At 43.6% G+C, this 20,437-nt stretch carries 18 protein-coding genes; 10 read left to right on the top strand and 8 right to left on the bottom strand.

The features are described 5' to 3' along the window. Nucleotides 1-72: 72 nt before the first annotated feature. From xerD to G3570_RS10805, 4 genes are all read right to left on the bottom strand, one after another. Nucleotides 73-981 (bottom strand): site-specific tyrosine recombinase XerD, encoded by a 909-nt coding sequence (gene xerD / locus G3570_RS10820; protein WP_165142172.1) that lies wholly within the window; start codon nucleotides 979-981, stop codon nucleotides 73-75. Between the two features lie 13 nt (nucleotides 982-994). Next, on the bottom strand, nucleotides 995-3,436 hold the full coding sequence (locus G3570_RS10815) for an HD family phosphohydrolase (protein ID WP_165142170.1): 2,442 nt from the start codon (nucleotides 3,434-3,436) through the stop codon (nucleotides 995-997). 209 nt (nucleotides 3,437-3,645) lie between these two features. Beyond that, entirely contained in the window at nucleotides 3,646-5,646 is a 2,001-nt protein-coding gene (gene ligA / locus G3570_RS10810; protein WP_165142168.1) for an NAD-dependent DNA ligase LigA, read from the bottom strand. A 14-nt stretch (nucleotides 5,647-5,660) separates the two neighbouring features. After that, the gene (locus tag G3570_RS10805) at nucleotides 5,661-6,746 is read right to left on the bottom strand and encodes a helix-turn-helix domain-containing protein (RefSeq protein ID WP_165142166.1); all 1,086 of its coding nucleotides are present in this window, start codon (nucleotides 6,744-6,746) and stop codon (nucleotides 5,661-5,663) included. Between the two features lie 196 nt (nucleotides 6,747-6,942). Here G3570_RS10805 and G3570_RS10800 point away from each other — a divergent pair, with 196 nt between their 5' ends. The 7 genes from G3570_RS10800 (at nucleotide 6,943) to surE (ending at nucleotide 12,144) form a co-directional block, all read left to right on the top strand. Continuing rightward, nucleotides 6,943-7,668, top strand: coding sequence for a ComF family protein (locus tag G3570_RS10800; RefSeq protein WP_165142164.1), 726 nt, complete (start codon nucleotides 6,943-6,945; stop codon nucleotides 7,666-7,668). Nucleotides 7,669-7,804: 136 nt separating this feature from the next. Then, nucleotides 7,805-8,437, top strand: a complete 633-nt coding sequence (locus G3570_RS10795) for a hypothetical protein (RefSeq protein WP_165142162.1) — start codon at nucleotides 7,805-7,807, stop codon at nucleotides 8,435-8,437. 1 nt (nucleotide 8,438) lies between these two features. Next, nucleotides 8,439-9,077, top strand: coding sequence for a histidine phosphatase family protein (locus G3570_RS10790; protein ID WP_165142160.1), 639 nt, complete (start codon nucleotides 8,439-8,441; stop codon nucleotides 9,075-9,077). A 135-nt stretch (nucleotides 9,078-9,212) separates the two neighbouring features. Beyond that, nucleotides 9,213-9,902 carry a bifunctional demethylmenaquinone methyltransferase/2-methoxy-6-polyprenyl-1,4-benzoquinol methylase UbiE gene (gene ubiE / locus G3570_RS10785; protein WP_165142158.1) on the top strand — a complete coding sequence of 230 codons (690 nt, stop codon included), beginning with the start codon at nucleotides 9,213-9,215 and terminating at the stop codon, nucleotides 9,900-9,902. Between the two features lie 35 nt (nucleotides 9,903-9,937). Then, nucleotides 9,938-10,384 (top strand): 3-hydroxyacyl-ACP dehydratase FabZ, encoded by a 447-nt coding sequence (gene fabZ, locus G3570_RS10780; RefSeq protein WP_249066971.1) that lies wholly within the window; start codon nucleotides 9,938-9,940, stop codon nucleotides 10,382-10,384. Next, a complete protein-coding gene (gene panB, locus G3570_RS10775) occupies nucleotides 10,381-11,214 on the top strand; it encodes a 3-methyl-2-oxobutanoate hydroxymethyltransferase (RefSeq protein WP_165142156.1) in 834 nt (277 codons plus the stop codon). Before fabZ ends, panB begins: the two co-directional genes overlap by 4 nt. Nucleotides 11,215-11,379: 165 nt before the next feature. Beyond that, complete coding sequence (gene surE / locus G3570_RS10770; protein ID WP_165142154.1) at nucleotides 11,380-12,144, top strand: 5'/3'-nucleotidase SurE; 765 nt, start codon at nucleotides 11,380-11,382, stop codon at nucleotides 12,142-12,144. Nucleotides 12,145-12,179: 35 nt separating this feature from the next. Here surE and G3570_RS10765 read toward each other — a convergent pair whose 3' ends face one another. Together G3570_RS10765 and G3570_RS10760 are read right to left on the bottom strand one after the other, a co-directional pair. Continuing rightward, complete coding sequence (locus G3570_RS10765; RefSeq protein WP_165142152.1) at nucleotides 12,180-13,040, bottom strand: lipase family alpha/beta hydrolase; 861 nt, start codon at nucleotides 13,038-13,040, stop codon at nucleotides 12,180-12,182. 3 nt (nucleotides 13,041-13,043) lie between these two features. Beyond that, entirely contained in the window at nucleotides 13,044-14,027 is a 984-nt protein-coding gene (locus G3570_RS10760) for a hypothetical protein (RefSeq protein ID WP_165142150.1), read from the bottom strand. A gap of 195 nt (nucleotides 14,028-14,222) precedes the next feature. On the opposite strand from G3570_RS10760, the gene G3570_RS10755 reads away from it, so the two are divergent. Then, a complete protein-coding gene (locus G3570_RS10755) occupies nucleotides 14,223-15,365 on the top strand; it encodes a hypothetical protein (protein ID WP_165142148.1) in 1,143 nt (380 codons plus the stop codon). A gap of 168 nt (nucleotides 15,366-15,533) precedes the next feature. Continuing rightward, complete coding sequence (locus tag G3570_RS10750) at nucleotides 15,534-16,118, top strand: hypothetical protein (RefSeq protein ID WP_165142146.1); 585 nt, start codon at nucleotides 15,534-15,536, stop codon at nucleotides 16,116-16,118. Nucleotides 16,119-16,270: 152 nt separating this feature from the next. Here the strand turns inward: G3570_RS10750 and G3570_RS10745 are convergent, their stop codons facing one another. Then, nucleotides 16,271-16,492 (bottom strand): hypothetical protein, encoded by a 222-nt coding sequence (locus G3570_RS10745; RefSeq protein ID WP_165142144.1) that lies wholly within the window; start codon nucleotides 16,490-16,492, stop codon nucleotides 16,271-16,273. Between the two features lie 682 nt (nucleotides 16,493-17,174). Here G3570_RS10745 and G3570_RS10740 point away from each other — a divergent pair. Next, the gene (locus G3570_RS10740; protein ID WP_165142142.1) at nucleotides 17,175-17,837 is read left to right on the top strand and encodes a hypothetical protein; all 663 of its coding nucleotides are present in this window, start codon (nucleotides 17,175-17,177) and stop codon (nucleotides 17,835-17,837) included. A gap of 8 nt (nucleotides 17,838-17,845) precedes the next feature. Here the strand turns inward: G3570_RS10740 and G3570_RS10735 are convergent, their stop codons facing one another. Then, nucleotides 17,846-20,179, bottom strand: coding sequence for a hybrid sensor histidine kinase/response regulator transcription factor (locus G3570_RS10735; RefSeq protein WP_165142140.1), 2,334 nt, complete (start codon nucleotides 20,177-20,179; stop codon nucleotides 17,846-17,848). Between the last annotated feature and the right edge of the window lie 258 nt (nucleotides 20,180-20,437).

Here is a 20,437-nt window from a genome sequence, read left to right as displayed (position 1 = left end):
TTGATTATATGTACTGAGAAAATTCAGTCAATTATATGAAATGTTGTATCCTTCTGCATTTTCTAATTTGGATCAGGCTCGGGGATGAAATTCTTTATGGACCTGATGCAGCAGCGATCGGTCAACGTGCGTATAGATTTCCGTGGTAATAATGGAAGAGTGACCGAGCATCTCCTGTACCGCCCGCAGGTCAGCGCCGCCTTCCAACAGGTGAGTGGCAAAGGAGTGCCTGAAAATGTGGGGATATACATTTTTCTCAATACCGGCGCGCTCTGCGGCATCATTTACGATGTTCCAGATGCTCATACGTGACAGGGGATTTCCCCGTTGGCTGAGAAAGATTTTATTCTTGGCTTTCTGGGGATTTTTGTCACTTTGGAATTTTGGGCGAACCACTTCAATGTAGTGTTCGAGTGCCGACTGAGCCAGTTCACCCACAGGAACCAGCCTCTCCTTGTTTCCTTTACCGATTACTCGGATAAAGCCAATCTCAAAGATCAGGTTATCCAGCTCCAGATTCACCAGTTCGCTGACGCGCATGCCGGTAGCATAGAGCGTTTCGAGTATGGCAGCATTACGTATGCCGGCATCGGTCTCCCGGTTGGGGATATCCAGGATGGCAGAAACTTCAGTAGGATTTAGCACTTCGGGAAGCTTCTGTGCTTTCTTTGGGAGTTCAATGAGCTCGGCCGGGTTTGCTTCGGCCAGTTTTTCAACAACGGCAAATTCATGAAAGCTGCGAATACTGGAAATATTACGTGCAACCGAGCTGACTGAAAGATCCATTTCACTCAATTCTTCCAGATACTGTTCTATATGTTGCAGTGTGACACCACCCAGATCTTTAAGCTGCAAATCGCGGGCAAGAAATTTCAGGTAGCGGCGCAGGTCATTTTTGTAAGAAACGATGGAGTTTTGAGAGAGACCTTTTTCAAGTTTGACAAACTGAAGATAACGTTTTAGTTCCTGCTCAAAATGCATTGATTATGGTGTACTAGGTGTTTTGATACTCATCCACTGTTGGCGGTCCTTCGGTAGAGTCTTCTTTTTTAACCTCGAAATTTTTATTCGAATCCTGGGCCGTCTCTTCTTTTTTCTCTTTGCCGTTCTGACCTTGATCTTTGTCAGGATACTCTACGCGGCTGTGATAGATTCCAACCAAAATATTTAGGAATGTCTCCTTTATGACCCGCAAATCCTGGAAAGTGAGTGGGGTTTTACTGAGCTGGCCTTCGTATACCCTGTTGTCAACCATCTTGTTTATGAGGTTTTCCAGCTTTTGGTAGTTAGGATCTTTCATGGCGCGGGAAGCAGCTTCTACGCCGTCGGCCAGGAGCAGGATGCCGGTCTCCTTGGTTCTGGGCAGAGGACCGTCATATCTGAAATCTTCTTCCTGGATCTCATCTTTTTCCTCATCAGCATTTTCTTTTGCCTTGACGAAAAAATATTTAATAAGTGAGGTACCGTGATGTGTTTTTACAAAATCAATAATCACTTCCGGCAGTCCGTGCTCCTTGGCCATCTTAACTCCATTGCTTACATGGGCCTTGATTACCAGGGCACTCATTCGCGGCTTTAGCTTCTCATGTTCGTTGGATCCGGTCTGGTTCTCCGTAAAATAACCCGGTTTCTCCATTTTGCCTACATCATGGTACAATGCTCCAACCCTTGCCAGCAGTCCGTTTGCCCCGATGGCACTTGCTGCAGCTTCTGCCATGTTCGCTACCTGCAGGCTATGATGAAATGTACCCGGTGCACGATTCATCAGCTGTTTTAGAAGAGGCAGATTATTATCACTTAACTCAATCAGGGTGAAGTCGGTAGTGACATTAAATGACTTCTCAAAAAGTAGAATGAGGGGATAGGTGAACAGTATAAAGATGGCGTTGATAGCCACATAAAAGAGATCGCTTAGCAATTCCTCACCGGCCTGGTAGGCAGTCATATTGAAGCTGAGAATGACCAGTGCGTAACAGGCAAAAACAATACCCGGGGTAGTAAAGAAAAATTGCGAGCGCTTTTTGATATCCCGTACTGAGAAAAGACCCAGGCTACATGCAACAGTGGTGGCAACGACATATTCGTAGTTATTGCCGTTTATGAGACCGGTGAGCAGGGCAAGGGTGAAAGTAGACAGTAGTCCTACCCGCGAGTCAAATATAATGGTAAGAATAATCGGGGTGATCGCTACCGGTACGATATAGGGCGAAATATTTTCGAGCTCGTAAACAACGGCACTGCCTACACAAATCAGACTCATGGCAATGATCACCAGCAGCAACATCGCATTATCCTCAAAAATAGACTTTCGGTAGAGGTAGAGATAGAAGAAGAAAATGCTGAGTATGGCAATAATTGCCAAGACATCTCCACCATAACGAAGCCAGCGTTCAAGATCACTGGCATTTTGAGACCTGGCCTCGGCCAGACTTTTCAGCATATTCAATTTCTCCTGCGTGACAATGTCGCCTCTTCTGATAATGACCTGACCCTGGGCGACGATACCTTTTGTTTTGGAGATATCGGAAATGGCCTCCTGAATTCTTGACTCGGTATCATTTGCACTATAAGTCAGATTTGGTTCAATAACCTGATTGAAGATCTCAAAACCGGCACCGGCGATATTTTCCCGGTATCGCTGTGTAAGCTGGTATGTAGCATAATCACGGGCTTGCTGCATATCGCGTACGTTGGCCAAATTTTGAGTGCGTTCGGTTCGGTCTCTGAGATTTCTAACCGTAATCTGATCATAGGAAAGCTCTTGCTTATTCCTATCAATGATTCCATCGTCAAGGAGTTCGGATGAGATATTTGTAATGGATCCTTTGAGATTATCTGCTATAAACCGATTGCCCGGAGCCGTTTTTGTTGCTACGGTACTATTCTCAATTTCTGTAAGCCTGTAGTTCTCCTGAAGTGCCTGCCAGGATGATTCCGAGAGATTCAGGTCCGAAGTCCTTTTAGCCTGAATAAATTCAAGGCTGTCCTGTGTCGGATTGCCATTTGATTGCTCAGAAAGCTGCCACTCTTCATATACTCTCATCACCGATTGAAGGTTGCTGAAAAGTGAGTCTATACGGGTCTTAATACTGATATCGGCATTCGGTTCTTCATGAAATATGGGCGGTATGGAGTTTCGAATCGCATCTTTCTCACTTTCAATCTGTTCCTTAGTCTTCTGAATGGGGAAGTTGAATGGAGCAGTGAGATCATCGGCTCGCCAGGGCTCTTTCAGTTCGTAGTTACTGGGTTCTTTAAACGAAGCCTGAGGAACGGAAAACACAAGAAGCAGAAAGAAGCCGAATATGATGGCAATTCTTATATATATGTTCTGCTGCAGCGTAGATGACTCTTCTTGCTTTTTTTTCTTCTCCCCGATGATAGGTGCGCCGGGGTTCTTTTTACGGGCCAAGCCCAATTTTTCAAGAATACTCATGATTTTGATACTCTTCTCAAATGCCTTTCAGGAACCTGAGAACGGATTCACCAATAGTTTTCAATATCTAACGCTTTGAAGTTAGGAAATGATACCAACGTACATTGGTTTTACCAAATAAATACTATTGAAGTAACTTGCGATCACTTTAACCTTTTTGAGCAGTATATATTGCAAAGATACGTTTATTTTCGACGATTACCCTATTTTTATGCCTCACCGATCATTTCTAGGAAGCTATCCTCATCAAGTATGGGAATTCCGAGTTCTACGGCTTTATCGTATTTGCTGCCCGCTGATTCGCCTGCCAGGAGGTAATCAGTTTTGCTGCTGACTGAGGATGTGGTGTCACCCCCGTGTTTGCGGATCAATTCGGTAGCCTCTTTTCGGGTAAAAGTGGGCAGACTGCCGGTGAGCACGAATTTCTTACCCTCCAGCAGGGAGGATGCTCCTTCCTGTTGTTCCATTTCAAAATTCAATCCATGGTCACGAAGTGTTTCTATGATATGGATATTATGGTTTTTGCTGAAAAAAGCGGCTACCGACTGGGCTATTTTGGGACCAATGGAGTCAATTGAGGTAAGATCTTCCTCGGATGCCGATACCAGTTTATCCATATTCCCGAAAGCTCCCGCCAAATCGCGTGCTACGGTTTTACCCACGAAACGAATGCCTAATGCATAGATTACGCGGTCCAGCGATTGTTTTTTGCTCTGCTCAATGGCATCGATGAGATTTTGAGCACTTTTCTCACCCATCCTCTCAAGTGGAATTAGCTGTTCTTTGGTCAGATCATATAAATCCGCATAGGTTTTGATGAGATTCTCAGAAACCAGCTGGTCTACGACAGCTTCTCCAAGTCCCTCGATATCCATGGCATCGCGTGAGGCAAAGTGTTCAATGCGAATCCTGATCTGCGGCGGACATTCGTGGTTTATGCAACGCCACGCCACTTCATCTCCCAGTTTTACCAGTTCCTCCCCGCAAGCCGGGCATGAAGTGGGCATTTCAAATTTTGGACTTCGGTCAGGACGGTCCGGATTAACCACACGAACTACCTGTGGAATAATTTCACCTGCTTTTTCAATGATTACCTGATCCCCGATTCGTATATCTTTCCTGTGAATCTCATCCTCGTTATGGAGGGAGGCTCGTTTCACGGTTGTACCCGCGAGTTCAACAGGCTCCAGTTCTGCAACAGGTGTTATTTTCCCCAACCTTCCCACCTGCAGGCTGATATCATCGATGGTCGTCGTTGCCTGTTCGGCAGCAAACTTATAGGCTATCGCCCATCGGGGTGCTTTAGAGGTAGAGCCGAGTTCTTCTCGCAAGTGATGAGCGTTAATCTTAACCACTACCCCGTCAGTTTCATAAGGAAGTTCATGACGCAGTTCCCGCCACTGATCGATAATATCCAAAACCTCTTCGATATTATTACAAAGTACATAATGATCGCAGACCGGCAGCCCGAAGTCTGAAAGGAGTTCCATTTTCTTGGATTGCGTGAGATCAATCTCATAGCTGTCAAATAACAGGTCGAAGGCAAAATAGCGGATGGGCCGTCGTGCTACTTCCCTGGGATCCTGCATTTTCAGTGATCCCGCTGTCGAATTCCTTGGATTGGCAAAAGTGGAGAGTCCCTGCTCCTCCCTGTACTCATTCATTCTGACAAATGCTTCCCGTTCCATGTAGGCCTCACCCCGAACTTCCACAACTTCGGGATAATTACCGTTCAGCCGAAGGGGTATATCCTTTATTGTCTTAACATTTCGGGTGATGTCGTCGCCCCGTTCACCGTCGCCCCGGGTTGCGGCAAGTGCCAGTTCACCCTTTTCGTAGCGAAGCCGAATAGAAGCCCCGTCGAACTTCAATTCAGCCAGGTATTGAAAATTCGAATGGTCCAGGATCTTTTTCACGCGCCGGTCAAAATCTTTCAGCTCCTCCTCATTATAGGTATTGTCAAGACTTAGAAGAGGGACCGGATGCTCAACCGTTTCAAAATCGCTGCTCGGTTCTCCGCCTACACGTTTAGTTGGTGATTTGGGATCATCCAAACCGTACTCATTCTCCAGCTGCTCCAACTCTTTTAGATATTCATCGAATTCTTTATCGCTAATAAATGGCTGTGCTTCCTGGTAATAGGCTTCATTGGCCCTGTTGAGCAGTTCACGAAGTTCATGAACGCGCTGCTTCACATCGTCGGTGGTCATGAAAGGATATGCTGTTAATTAAATATGGGTTGGTTCCGTATCACAGTGGGATCTGGTACGTCAAGTCCAAGCGAATCGGGTGGGGGCTGCAGCCACCGGGCTTCACCTTCAAATGCTTTCCTGTTAATTTCAACCATCCCGGATTCAGGATTGAAAAATTGTTCTTCAAAATTTTGGATGAGATGACCATTCAGCAATAACTCCATTCGCTCATAGGGGCCCCTTATCCGAATGGTATTGACAAACTTGAATCTCACGGCTTCACCCAGCTCAATCCAATAGGGATTTAAACTGGAGAGCACATCGGTATACACCCGTACCGGTTCCAGTTTTTCATAAGCGGCATAGATGACCAGGTTCAGGGTATCCGACAAGGTTTCTGCAGGCTGGGTTTGGGTTCTCTGCAAGGTGTCTGTGCCGTCTTCCTGTCCTGATAGATTTAATTGCAGTGAATCGGGTTCAACCGCTTCCGTCGTAGTTACCGGTGATTGCGATTCGTTAGAGGATTGAGGATCCTCAGGTCCGCGTATAAACAAATAATAAACACCTATCACCACGACTATTGCTATGAAGATGACAGCCAGTCCAAACCACATGCGTGAAGGTGACCTCAACGGAGTAAACCTTTTCCCCATATCCACCCAGTCAACAGAATGTACGGAAGGGGTTTCCGTAGTTTTATTCGGGGCTTCCGGCCTTTTTGCAGGTCCTTTCGCAACCGTTTCTTCAGGCTCCGGGACTTGTTTATCTTCAGGTCCTGATTGTTGCTCAGGTTCTTCTGCCTTTGACTTCTTGGGCTTGCCTGTAAATTTCGGAATCGTACCGGTCTCGGAATCATCACGAAGAATCCCCGTATATGTTCCTCTTTCAACCTGGTCTAGGGCTCTGATAGTCCGCTCTTCATCAATCTCCAGTTTTTTTGCATAACTGCGAACATAACTACGAATGTAGGTGGCGTTTTTATTGAGATCCTCAAAAATTGAGTCGTCCTCAATAGATTCAAGTATATGAAGCGGGATTTTAGTCGCCTGGTGAATATCCTCGATACTCAAATCGAGATTTTTACGGATGGCCGCCAGATCATTACCAAGTGAAGGCATAAAAGCAAATGTGATTGGTTATGAGATAATCAAAATAGCGTTTGAAAGATAATAAAAATGAATTTGCTCTACTGCTTGTCAAATGCGTTCTGCAATGGTGCTAATCTAATCAAATATCATTGAGGTGAAAAATTTTTTGTACAAGCTGTTGTAAGGATGGATCTCTTCGGAGGTCATACTGTTAAATACCGGTTCTATGATGAAAAAACTCATCCATAACAGCAAAGTATTCTTCTCAGGTCTTTCTTCCATTGCTTTTCCTAGAGTATGCCTTTGTTGCGGGTTGGAGACAACCGAAGAAGAGCGTCAAATCTGCTCTTTTTGCAGGCAGGACCGTTTCGAAGCGGCGAATCCGGATTACAGACGCTGCAGCAGCGGGGTTATTCTGCCGGACGCGGTTACGGTTCAGCATGCGCTTTGGAATTTTGATAAAGGAGGTCTCCTGCAGGACCTGATGCATTACCTGAAGTATGAAAGACTGACGGGTATTGGTATAGAACTGGGTGCGAATCTCGGCGAAAGCATGCACCGACACCCACTGATCCGGGAGCTATTTAATAGAACTGAAGAAAAAGTGCTGCTTCCCGTCCCTTTGCATTACCTTAAATTTAGAAAACGAGGATTCAACCAGGCCTACTACATTACAAAGGGTATTCAATCTGTTATTGGAATTCCTATTTGCAACCTGAAGGATGTGGTGAGAAGAAAAAATACCCGAAGTCAGACGGGTTTCAGCCTGAAGAAAAGGGTTGCAAACATGCAGGGAGCATTTCGTGTTCGTCGCCCGGAAGCTGTTGAGGGCAAAATTATAATTATAATAGATGACGTGTTCACGACCGGTTCTACCAGCTTTGAACTGGCTTCCGTCCTGAAAGAATCAGGCAGCCGGGAGATTGCAATTGCGACGGTCGCGCAAGCTTGAAAATAGAGGTCGGAAGATGGATGTTGGATGTTTGAAAATATATTGATCAGTTTATCAGCATCCAGCATCCAGCATCCAGCATCCAGCATTCGGTAACCTTTTTCACTTTTCCCAAAAGAAAGATATTTTAGGCTTTATGGTAAAACACGAGGCCAGAGGAACAGACCAGTTATTTATGGAGACCAAGATGGGTATTGTAACCCGTTCGGGGGAGTGGTTTCATATCACCTCGGATCTGATCGAGGAGTATGTACCCGGTTTGCTCGACGAGGTATCGCTTCATGACTTGATTAAAGAAGCAAGAGCATGGGTTCGCAGTTCAGACAGCCTGTCTCTCACCCTCTTGCTTGGGATGATACTTTACCTGAATCCCTGGGTGGCTGCAATTGCGACACTCGCTTTTCACTGGCTGTGGTACAATTATAAAAGTGCGCTGGCAAACCGGTGGTTAGGCAAGGTGTTTTCAATCATGAATGGCGATGGCTATCAAATGATAATTGCACTGGTGGTTCTGAGCCTGCTTGGAATGTGGGGTCAATACCTGGCATTGGGTATTGGAATAACATTCTTTTTTATCCTTCGCCTCAGCCTGCTCAATAAACTTTGGGAAAAGCTGACGTCCAATAAAGAGGTAACTTTGAACGATAGAATGCTGAAGATGTTAATCGTAAGGTATGCTATGAGTGAGAATCTAGCCCCGCAAGAAGTACAGAATATGGAAGAAGAATTAGCTGATGCCGCAATGAAAATTAAAAATAAACGCAAGTAAGTTGAGCACAACTGATATCTACATTGCACGGCATGGGGAAACGAAGTATAACCGCGAAGGTAAAATGCAGGGCAGGGGGATTGATGCTCCTCTAAATAAGACGGGAAGACTGCAGGCCCGGGCGATTTCCGATGAACTGAAGGATAAATCCATAGATCACATTTTCAGCAGTAGTCTGGTGCGCTCGATGGAAACGGCAGAGATTGTTGCCTGGACCTTCCGTATGAAATATCACTCATATCCCGAACTGGATGAAATGAATTTCGGAAAATTTGAAGGCAGAGCATCAAAAGATATTGAACAAGAACTCAACGAAGTACATCGCACCTGGCAGAACGGAAATACCGACTATGCCATTGACGGGGGAGGAGAGAGCCCTGTTATGGTGCTGGAGCGGGTAAATTCACGTATGAACAATATTCTAAACAACCACTCCGGTTCTACCCTGTTGTTTGTATTACATGGACGTTTGATTCGTATCGTGCTTTCTCACTGGCTGGGTTATCCGCTTTCCGATATGCACCGGATAGAACACAGCAATGGGGCCCTATATCACTTCCTGAAGAACGATAACAGCTTAGAAATGGGTTACCTTCATAAAACAGATCACCTGGAAGGAATTATGGATGAGGAAGGTTAGAGGTTGGAAGGTTGAGTTTTGAGATTGGATTAAACTTGATCTCTACTTACTCAATTAGATCTTTTGGTAATTTCTGCCTTAAACCCAAAACCTCCCAACAGGAAAACAAGAAAATAAAAATTAATTGCTACACTGATGAGTGAAAAAGTTCGAAATATGTTTGCTGATATAGCAGACGACTATGACAGGGTCAATTCCATCCTCTCATTTGGGGTGCATCATGCATGGCGAGCCCGAACCGTTCAGTTGAGCGGGGCAAAAAAGGGGGATAAGGTATTGGATTGTGCCACTGGCACCGGTGACCTGGCAATCGAGTTTAAGGAAAAAGTAGGTAGTGAGGGCTACGTGCTGGGTACTGATTTCTGCAAGGAAATGATAGAACATGCCCCGGATAAAGCCAGGGAAAATGACCTGGATGTGGATTTCGAGGTAGCGGATGCCATGAATTTACCCTATGAAGATGATCGCTTCGATATCGCCAGTATAGCTTTCGGCATTCGTAATGTTGATGACCCTGTCGTTGCTCTTAAAGAGATGGCACGGGTTGTCAGGCCCGGTGGGAGTGTTATTGTATTAGAGTTCGGGCAGCCTAAGGGACTGCTGAAGTATCCTTATGAGCTTTACAGCCAGTACATAATGCCGACCGTGGGCGGTTGGATCAGCGGTAACAAGGAAGCTTATACCTATCTTCCCAAAACAAGTGCGGCATTTCCTGCGGGTGACAAATTCATTACATTGATGGATCAGGCTGAAAGTTTTTCTCATACAGATCTTGAAAAACTCACCGGAGGTATAGCATATATTTACATAGGCACGGTGGCTTAACACTTTTGAAACTGTAATAAGAAATATTTAATCGTATGGCTGTAATGGAAGTTGAAGAGATTAAGAAACTGATCCCGCACCGTTATCCTTTTTTGCTGGTTGATCGAGTAGTGGAGCTGGAAGAGGAGCGGATCGTCACACTAAAAAATGTCACCGTCAATGAAGAGTTTTTTAACGGTCACTTTCCCGGGGCGCCTATGATGCCAGGGGTGCTTCAGGTCGAGGCAATGGCACAAAGTGCCTGTATTATGCTGATGAAAAAACACGTGGAGGATACCGAAAAGAATCTGGTGGTATTTACCGGGATCAAGAATGCCAAATTTCGCAAGTCTGTAGTGCCCGGAGATCAACTGAAGATGGAAGTACAGCTGGTTAATATGCGCAGGAACTTCGTCACTATGGAGGGAAAAGCCACTGTTGACGGGAAAGTAGCCTGCGAACTGGAGGCTTCCGCTGCAATCGTATCCAGAGAGGAAGCATGAGCACACAGAAATCATCATCCGACCGGCCCGCCAAAGTAACAACACAGACCGTTGTGGATATGAAGCGCAACGGTGAAAAGATCAGCATGCTGACGGCCTATGATTATACCATGGCCCGCATCATAGATGCAGCAGGTATCGATGTAATACTGGTGGGGGATTCAGCCAGTAATGTGATGGCAGGTTATGATACCACAGTGCCTATGACACTTGATCATATGATTTATCATGCATCCTGCGTGGTTCGAGGCGTTGACAGTGCCCTGGTAATAGCTGACCTTCCTTTTATGAGCTATCAGGTTACGTCCAAGGAAGCCCTTATCAGTGCGGGAAGAATGATGAAGGAAGCCGGTGTTCACGGTATTAAGGTTGAAGGGGGTAAGCCAATTGTGAATACGGTAAAAAAGATCGTTGAGGCCGGTATTCCTGTCATGGGTCATTTGGGACTCACCCCTCAAAGCATCTATAAGTTTGGTACCTACAAAGTTAGGGCAACCGAGGAAACTGAGGCGGATGCACTGATTGAAGATGCTAAAAAGCTTGAAGAGGCCGGTTGTTTTTCCATCGTATTGGAAAAAATTCCTGCCAAACTTGCCTCAGCAGTAACTGCTGAACTCTCCATACCCACCATCGGCATTGGCGCCGGAGCGGATTGCGATGGACAGGTTCTGGTTACCCACGATATGCTGGGTTTAAATAAGGAGTTCAATCCCCGTTTCTTGCGACGATACGCCGATATGCATACCGATATGACTGAAGCTGTACAACATTATATCAGCGACATCAAGAAAGGTGACTTCCCCAACGAAGACGAGCAGTACGGTGGTTGATTTTGGGTTATTAGGTATAGGGTATAAGGTATAAGGAAGAACAGACCGTAAGCTAAGCTAATTTCAGAAATTATTTTCCCTTATACCTTCTACCCTATACCTAATACCTCCAAGACCGTGGTTGAATTAGACAGCCGAAATGAATACTAGATTTAAAAGTAAAGGATGAGCCAAACAGAAAAACCGCAAATACTGGTTTGCAACGATGATGGAATATTCTCTCAGGGCATCCGGGCACTTGCAACGGTTGCAGATGAATTTGGGAATGTAAATATCATTGCTCCCGACAGACAGCAAAGTGCTGTGGGTCACGCCATAACGGTATCTACCCCGTTGCGTTCGCGATCATTTCAGATTGATGGTCGTTTCAACGGTCAGGCGGTTACCGGAACACCGGCCGATTCGGTAAAACTGGGACACGACCAACTGATGAAGCGAAAACCCGACCTGGTAGTCAGCGGCATTAATCATGGCAGTAATGCCGGTGTAAATATACTTTATTCCGGTACGGTCAGTGCGGCTACGGAGGGCACGATACTGGGGTATCCCTCCATTGCTATAAGCTGCACCGATTTTGATGAGGATGCCGACCTGAGCGGTGCCAAGGATGCGGCGCGCAAGGTAATAGGCTACGTACTCAGTCAGGGATTACCTAAAGGCATTACGCTTAATTTGAATGTACCCGCTGGTCCGCTTAAAGGAATAAGATGGGCAAGACAGGCCAACAGCCGTTATGTTGAGGAGTTTGAAGGTAGGGTAGATCCCAATAATCGATCTTACTATTGGCTGACCGGAAAGCTGGAGCTTTTGGAAGAGGGTGAAGATATTGATATTAATGTGCTGGAAAAGGGTTTCGCTTCTCTTACACCTATTCAGTATGATATGACAGCCTACAACCTGCTGAAAAACGTCGAAGACATCGAGCTGTAATAGAACACGGATTGATCCGTATTCTATGTTCAAAGTTAGTGCCCTTTCTCCTGCAGGGTTCTTACTACATCCATCCAGAAAGATTCAAAAAGAGTCGTTCGGTCGTCTTTTACCCGCAGATTCATCTGCTCCAGGTGAGATATATTTGAGGTCTTGAAATGTTCTCCCCAGATTGAACTCTCTACCGACACCATACCGTCGTTGATTCCTTCCTGCTGGAAAATATAATTGTTCTGGTAGCGGCTGATTACTTTGATGGGATGGGGCGTTCCCTTTCCAACAGCTGAGCTAAAAGAGTAATAAGGTATGGAGTCTACGTCTGGTATGTTGGGATTGAACTGTTCATTCACATAACTACGGGTAAGCTGTTCTGCAGATCCTACAGAGTCGCTCTTGGTTCCGGGATAGACCCTGTTACCCATCCAGTCGAGCAGGTCGGCCATCTTATCTTTTATAGCATCAGGAGTCTTCAGACTCAACTCTGCCAGGCTGGTACCCCGGTGGGGCGTGGATATCGTGGTAAAAGAAGCCACATGATCGGTTATGTCCATTTTAGAAAGGGCATAGCGAATATCCAAACCTGCCATACTGTGTGCAATGATATTGAGCTTTTGATGGGAAAGTTGGTCAAACAGACGGTTGATTACACGGACCCAGTTTTCAGCTCTGATTTCTATGGTGGCGTAGGGCACAATATTCGGGGCAAAGGCCTGAATATTATGAGCTCTCAGGAACATTGCTACATCATAGAGTGGCGAGGGCTTCACGAGGGAAGCAATAGCCCCGTATCCGTGACAGAGCAATACCGGATATTTTAGCTCAACGTGTTCCGGTTCCGGAAATTCACTGAGCTGTAATTTTTTAAGCCATTTCTTGGTATCAAATTGTTCAATCATCTCTCAAAAGCGTTTCTTCTTTGGGGGTATAATACGTAGCCCTCTTTTCTTTAAACCGGCAAGTTCCTGCCGGAGCCATTCAACAGAGCGTCCGTCACCCATTACAATAGCGATGGGATATTCCCCTCGCTGTGCCTGTCGGCTAAATTTTTGCAGTTCCTGCTTAAAAGCTGCCCTTCCCATATCGTCCTGCAGTAGGCTCGCTTCACTTACATCAATATAATTCAAAGTAGTTCCCGATAGATTCTGCATAAGGGTGGTGTTATCCGATTCATCCAGTTTTTGAAAACTTAGTACATCGGCATTGGGAATATATTCCTGCAGGCTCTGAAGCTTTTGCCATCCCAGGGAGGTGTTGCTACCGGGAATGTTTTCCCCGTTCTCGTTTTTCAGCCACAACAATATGTCGGAAAACAGTCCCTCCTGCATTTCAAATATATCAGAAGCGCGCTTGGTATCTTCCATCATCATAACGATAGAAATGGGTTCACCCATCGCTTTAATCTGTTCGAGTATGGATTCAGGAGGCTCTGATTCAAAAGCGACCAGTATACTTCCAAAGCTTCTTTGAAGCACCAAGTCGGGGTCCGTTTGAAGTTTGACGGTAGCAAAGACCGTCTGGTTATTCAACAGATGAATGTGAAAATCTTTGTCCGGAAAAATAACCCTTGTCGGAGAGTCAACGCTGTAATCCTTGAAGGTATTATGTATTTCGTAATGGAGCTGGGTCTTCGAAAACCCATCGGGAACCCGTACACGATACAATTTTCTTTTGTTTACGGAATCTACTTCTACAAAATCTTCCCGTACCTGGTTTTCAGATATATTAAACGTACGGAAGCTGTTGTTCAGCAGAGAATCCGCTTCGGCCAGATTTGTCAGGGTTTTTGATCTGAATTCGGTTGACTGTAGAAGTAAAAAGGCGCTGGCAAGGCAGGTTCCGAATAAAAGAAAAACGATGAGGTACTTTTTATTCCTTTCGCTCACTAAACTGAATGCTATTTAAATCTAATTACAAGTACCAATAATAGGTGTTATAGAGGATTAAATCTATTCTATTCGGGCGAAAAATTGCATTCTTGTCATTAGCCGGTGTAAGCCATATAAAATTGGGCTAGTTGCAGATATTGCTTATTCTCCGTTTGCCTAAATTCATGAATCACCTGAAATAAACAGAACGGAATGGAAATACATGTCACCAAAGTAGAATCCCAGAATGATATAGATGCTTTTCATGAGCTCCCCTTCAGAATCTATAAAGATTATCCCGCGTGGGCTCCGCCATTTCGTTTTGAGATAGAGAATATATTTGATCCTGAGAAGAATGATTTTTTCGACAAGGGTGAGTGTGAGCGTTTCCTGGTACATAAAGACGGCAGGGTGGTGGCTCGTTTTGCACTGATGAATACGCCGGAGCGTGATGAAGTGCTGGAGCCCAAAATGGGGGGGATTGGTTTCCTTGAGATGGAAGAGGATCAGAAACTTGCCCAAAAGATTATTGAATTTGCCGGAGAATGGCATGCTGATAGGGGCTACAGCGCTATGCGTGGACCAATCAACTTTGGTGAAAATGATATGTACTGGGGACTGTTGGTAGAAAATTACGACGAACCGCCTATCTACGGCATGTTTTATCACCCACCTTACTACAAGGAATTGCTTGAAGAGACCGGCGCTCAAAAGCTGGACGATCACTGGAGTTACAAACGCCGTTTTGATAAGCCTCTTCCGGAACGGATGGTAAAGATTACCGATCGTATTGAAAGTCGACCGGGTGTAGAACTTCGTCCCATCGATATGAAAAATATCTACCGGGATGCTGAATACATACGTACCATATATAACGACGCATGGAGCGACCAGGAAATAGTTGAACGCGAAGAAGAATTTACAGAACTCACCCGTGATACCGTGGAAGCCATGGTAAAAAAACTTAAACCTGTTATGATACCCGATAGTGTTTTACTGGCTTTTGTAGACGGTGAACCGGCATCATTTATCGTCTGTGTTCCGGATCTGAATGAGGTATCCAAGGAAACGGGTGGGAGGCTAAAATGGTGGCACTACCCAAAATTGCTCTGGTTCAAAAGGCGTGCCCGGCACCTGCGCACACTCGTGTTCGGTACCCGCCCGCAATACAGGAAAATGGGACTGGAAGCCTTAACATTTATTCGAGGGATTGAATATACACATGCCGCCGCTCCCAGTCTGGAATACCTGGAAGGAGCCTGGGTGAGTGAGAAGAACTGGCTGATGCAGCGAAGCCTGGAAGCTTTGGGCTGTCATCATCACAAAACACATCGGACCTACAAGTGGGAATTCTAGTTCTTATGTTTTTCGGCACTTAACGATTTATTAAAATCAATATGCTTAGGGAACATATTTACAGATAAACAGTTGATATTTAATAGATAAAAAGGCTACTTAGATATTATATCTCATTTGCTGTCACTCAGTCGGTCACCCCGAACATTAAAAAAAACGGGATGAGATATGAAAAAGATCACAACTTCACTACTACTCGTATGTTTCGTTGCTGCCGGTACATTACAGGCTCAATCTTCAACGAATAAAAGCAAACAGGCCAAGATTAATAGCGCCCAAAGTGCGGCACCCGCTTCAGTTTCCGAGAATGCCACTATTATGGATTGGCCTCAACAGGAAGGGGGAGAAATGGTATTGCTGAAAGAGGGAAACAATGGCTATACCTGTCTGCCCGATATGCCGGCTACATCAGGCAACGATCCCATGTGTCTGGATGAACCATGGATGAAGTGGGCTGATGCCTGGATGAACAAGAAAGATTTAGAAATAAGTACCATGGGTTTCGGCTATATGCTGCAGGGAGGTTCAGCAGAAAGTAATGTTGACCCTTATGCAACAGCTCCCACACCCGATAATGAATGGATCACGGATGCCGTACCTCACCTAATGATTATAGTGCCTGATGCAAGTATGCTGAAAGGTCTGCCGGATAAACCTGATCTGGGTGGTCCCTGGGTTATGTGGAAAAACACGCCCTATGTTCACATTATGGTACCCATGCCAAAGCATAATGCCGGACGGGCAAATATGTAATGATCCGTTAGTTTTAAAGGGATACTTCACAGTTACACTTAAAATTAACCATTCTAAAAAGTTAAAAACCCCGGCTGAGATTAATACAGCCGGGGCAAATACAAAGGCGAAGATCGCCTATGTATTCTCACTCCATAGTATAGATTGGTATGTCAACGTTCTGTGACAGTTAACCTTTCTTCCATTTTTTTCATTGCACTGACAAGCTGTTGAGCAGTACATCTGCATGGTTTCCCTAAGAAATCTCTTGCAACCAGCTCAATCTCTCCACTTTTATGATCAATACGTTTAACTATGATCTCCTTATAGGAGTAAAAGTTCGGGACTTTTAATTTTTTCCATTCAGGGGGCAGAGAACTACCGGAATCATCCATAGTAAAACATTAATTTGTAGACTGATATTTATTAATAAATGCTTGTGCACTTTTCAGTAGGTACTATTAGACTGCTGAAATGGGATATGGTTACATGATTAACCGGGGTCCAAGCATGATAGAAGACAAACTTCAAAACCCATATAAACTAAGCCAAAATAGGCAATGGTGACTTCTCATCATACAATTATCATCAAAAGAAGATTTAACTACTACTCAGACTACCAACTCTTGACAGATGAACTCATTGATTTGGGAAGGAGCAAACCGTAGGCGAGTGATCTATCAGAAAGCCTTTTGGCTGAATTGCTTTGGATAGGTCATAAAACCAGCAGCTATTAAAAGGCCCCGGCTACTCCAATAACCGGGGCAAAAGGACAAGTAACCATTAAAGGATTACTCGTTATCTACAGAAGATATATACTTCTATTTTACAAACATTACAAGTTCTTAATATAAATTCTAATATTTACAGATAAGGCCATTTCAATTAAGAATTATATCGGAACAGGAGAGCAAATATAACCAAGTCATTTTCCCGGGTTTTCAATGTCGGTGTCAACTTTTGTGACCTGAAATGTCAGTTTTGAGACCTTTAACCTCCCTACTATATCTACTCAGGTTAATTATATCAATGGCCTGTTTAAAAGTGCGACAATTAAGAATAAGAAGGAGGGATAGTATGAAAACCTTAGCATTTATCATCTTATACACGTTTTTACTGACCGGTTGTTCTTTGGTCGGCTTAGGAACCGGTACCGCAATTGACTCTGCAAATAGAAAAAAAGTTGATAGAATACTATCGAATAATCAGAAAATTACTCTTGAGTTTGTAGACGGCAAGAATATAAAAGCGAGGTATCGCGGAATAGCTTACCGAATGGAAAATTCTAGGAATGATACTTTTATGACCAATAGTGTAGAGACTACGTCAAAGGAACAGCAATTGCCGGTTATTGGCGATGAGGTTACTATATTTTTTGATAGCGACGCCTCAGGAAATATCAAAGGAACATTCTCTGGTATACAGAAATCAAATGACTCCTATCAATTTATGATTCAAGAAAACGAATTCAATCAAATTAAGTATTTGTCTTTAGATGCTGTAAAGAAGATTGGATTAAAGAATGGGAAAATTATGACAGAGATTCCGGAGTCAGAGAATTTAATACTTCTTTATGAAAAGGATGGAAACATCTATAGAGCGCCTCTGGGTATTTTAAATCATATAAATAATCAAAAAACAAATAATAAGTTTGTCCTTGGTACATTTGGCTTGGCAGTGGATGCGGCTCTCTTGATAATCAGTTACTCTAACTTTTCCTATGATATTGGCGGTTGGTGATTACTAAACTATTGATCTGAATGATTATTCTGAATGAAATCCGTTGGAGTTTCATCAAATGTCTGCTTAAACAGACGCGAAAAATATTTTCTGTTTTGGAATCCCACCTTATCTGATATCTCAGAAATATTTCCCCACTCCTGAGATAGCAGCTGGCGGGCACGTTCCAAACGTAACATCCGAATATAGCCACCTGCAGAGAGGTTTGTAGTTGCTTTTATCTTTCGTTGCAGTTGACGTGCACTCAGATTGACTTCACTTGCCAGCCAGTCTACTCCAAAATTACTATGGTGCATATGATTTTCTACAACTTCCTGCACACCTTCAAGAAATCTTGCATCCTCGGAGGTTACTTCAATTTCACTTCCTTTGAGTCGTATCTCTTTACGGTATTTATTCCGAAGAAATCTTCTAATCTCAATCAAGTTTTCAATTCTAATCATTAGCTCTGTTGCACTGAACGGCTTGTTAAGATAATCGTCGGCTCCCTGTTCCAATCCTTCAATTTTGCTTTCCTGGTCAGCCCTGGCCGTTAGTAAAATCACAGGTATTTCACTCCAATCTGGATGCTTCTTAATTATGTCACATAGTTCGAAACCATCAGGTGCTGGCATCATCACATCTGAAATCACAAGATCAACAGGTTCACGCTCAAGGACTTTTAAAGCTTCATTACTTGCTGTCTGTGCAATTACCTGATATCTTTTTTCCAGATGCATCCGTAAATATTTTAGCACATCTAAATTGTCATCGATCAGAAGTAATAAAGGTCGGCTTTTTATAGATTCCGGCTCATATTCTTCAAAAACCTCATCATTCGATTCTTCCGGTAAGATCCATTCACTATCTGTTATACTTAGGGCAGGACTATCATCCAAACTGCTCTCAATCTCAGGATTTTTATATAAATTGATAGTGAATGTAGTACCTTTTCCTTTTTCACTTTCTACCTTGATTTCTCCTTCATGCAAGCGAATGATTTCTCTAACCAGCGACAGGCCTATACCGGTTCCCGGGTTGATGCTGTTCTGTTCACCCGAAACCTGATAATAGCGATCAAAAATATTAGGCAGGTCATCTTCGGAAATGCCAAGTCCAGTATCTGAGATCCGGATCTGGTACTCTCTATCCAATTCCTTTGTCCTTAAGACTGAAACACTAATGCTGCCTCCCTGCGGTGTAAACTTTATGGCATTTGATAATAGGTTGCTAATTACACGCTGCAATTGTTCCGAATCAATTTGAATATCAAGATTCTTACCCTGAATAATGCAGGTGATAGTGAGATTCTTTGCTTTGGCAGCCGGTTTAAATACCTCTACGACTTCCGGTATCCAATCTGCTAAATCGATTTCTTCCGGGTTCAGCTTAATTTCACCGGCTTCAATTTTGGATAGATCCAGTAATTGATTAATCAGATTATGTAGCCTGTCGGTATTTTTATACATCAATTCGATAACCTCGGGCTGAAATACCTCATTAAAGTTACTGCTAGAACTTTTGAGATAGTCTTTCAGAGGACCCATAATCAGGGTCAAAGGAGTGCGGAGTTCATGACTTATATTGGTGAAAAAACTATTTTTCAGTTCTTCATTTTTACGTAGTTCAGCAGCTTGGTTATCTGATTTCATTTTCATTTTTTGAAGAACTTCTGATCGTTCTTTGAGTTTATCGCTTAACTCTTTGGCTTTCATCTGAGCCAAAAACTGGTCATAACGGTTGAGGTAAATATGGGAAGATAGACCGGTAAGAAGTAAAGTTACGATATAAAGATAGACAACTTGATGAGGCTCCGGTTCAACGGCAGCCATACTGAACCAAAAACGAGCTGTGCGTATGGTAATGATCGTGGTCAAAATAACAAGCAAACAAAGACTTAATATTTGCCAACCTTTAAATGGTATGGTTCCTATAGCAATAATAAGTCCTACAATAATATAGGCTGCTGAAAAGGAAGTATCATTTGATGCAATATCTTCAATCAGTATGATAAGAGTGGCAAACCAGACGATAACCGACAATACCAGACGACTCCAGAATAGGGTTATTGAAGACTTTGAAAGGAGAATTAAGAAGAGACTGATTGATACTAAAACCAGCTTATCAATGAACATGATTTTATCTACTGCCTTCGAACCCGAATAATACCAAACTATTGTTTTGTTTAGGAATACGGTATGGCTGAATACAAATATCGTAACAATTATAATTCCAAGTATTCCTGCAAATAGTAATCCTCTTTTGGCCAGGGATCCCAAGAGTTCCTGAAAAGCATGGTTATCTTCATAGGGCCCGATTGTAAAAAAGGTCCGAAAAGATAAGTTATGTGTCAGACCTCTCATTCTTGTTTAGAGATTGGTTGACCAAGTTACAATCATATCTCACCGGTTTGATCATAACAGGCTTGATTTCGGCAATATCCTTAAATGAAGTAATTACAATAATATCACAATAAATAATTACTTGCGATAAGTTTGCAATTATTTCCAATCGGAATCTTTAAAAATACATCATTGAGAAAGGAGTAAAATAGATGGCTATTTCATAATATAGGTCAGTAAAGTGGTAATATTCTTTATAAAATACCATTTGAAGCTTTT

The organism is Halalkalibaculum roseum (assembly GCF_011059145.1).
Classification (GTDB): Bacteria; Bacteroidota; Rhodothermia; order Balneolales; family Balneolaceae; genus Halalkalibaculum; species Halalkalibaculum roseum.
Note: the sequence above shows the minus strand (reverse complement) of the source record. Positions and strands in the feature narration are given on the sequence as shown.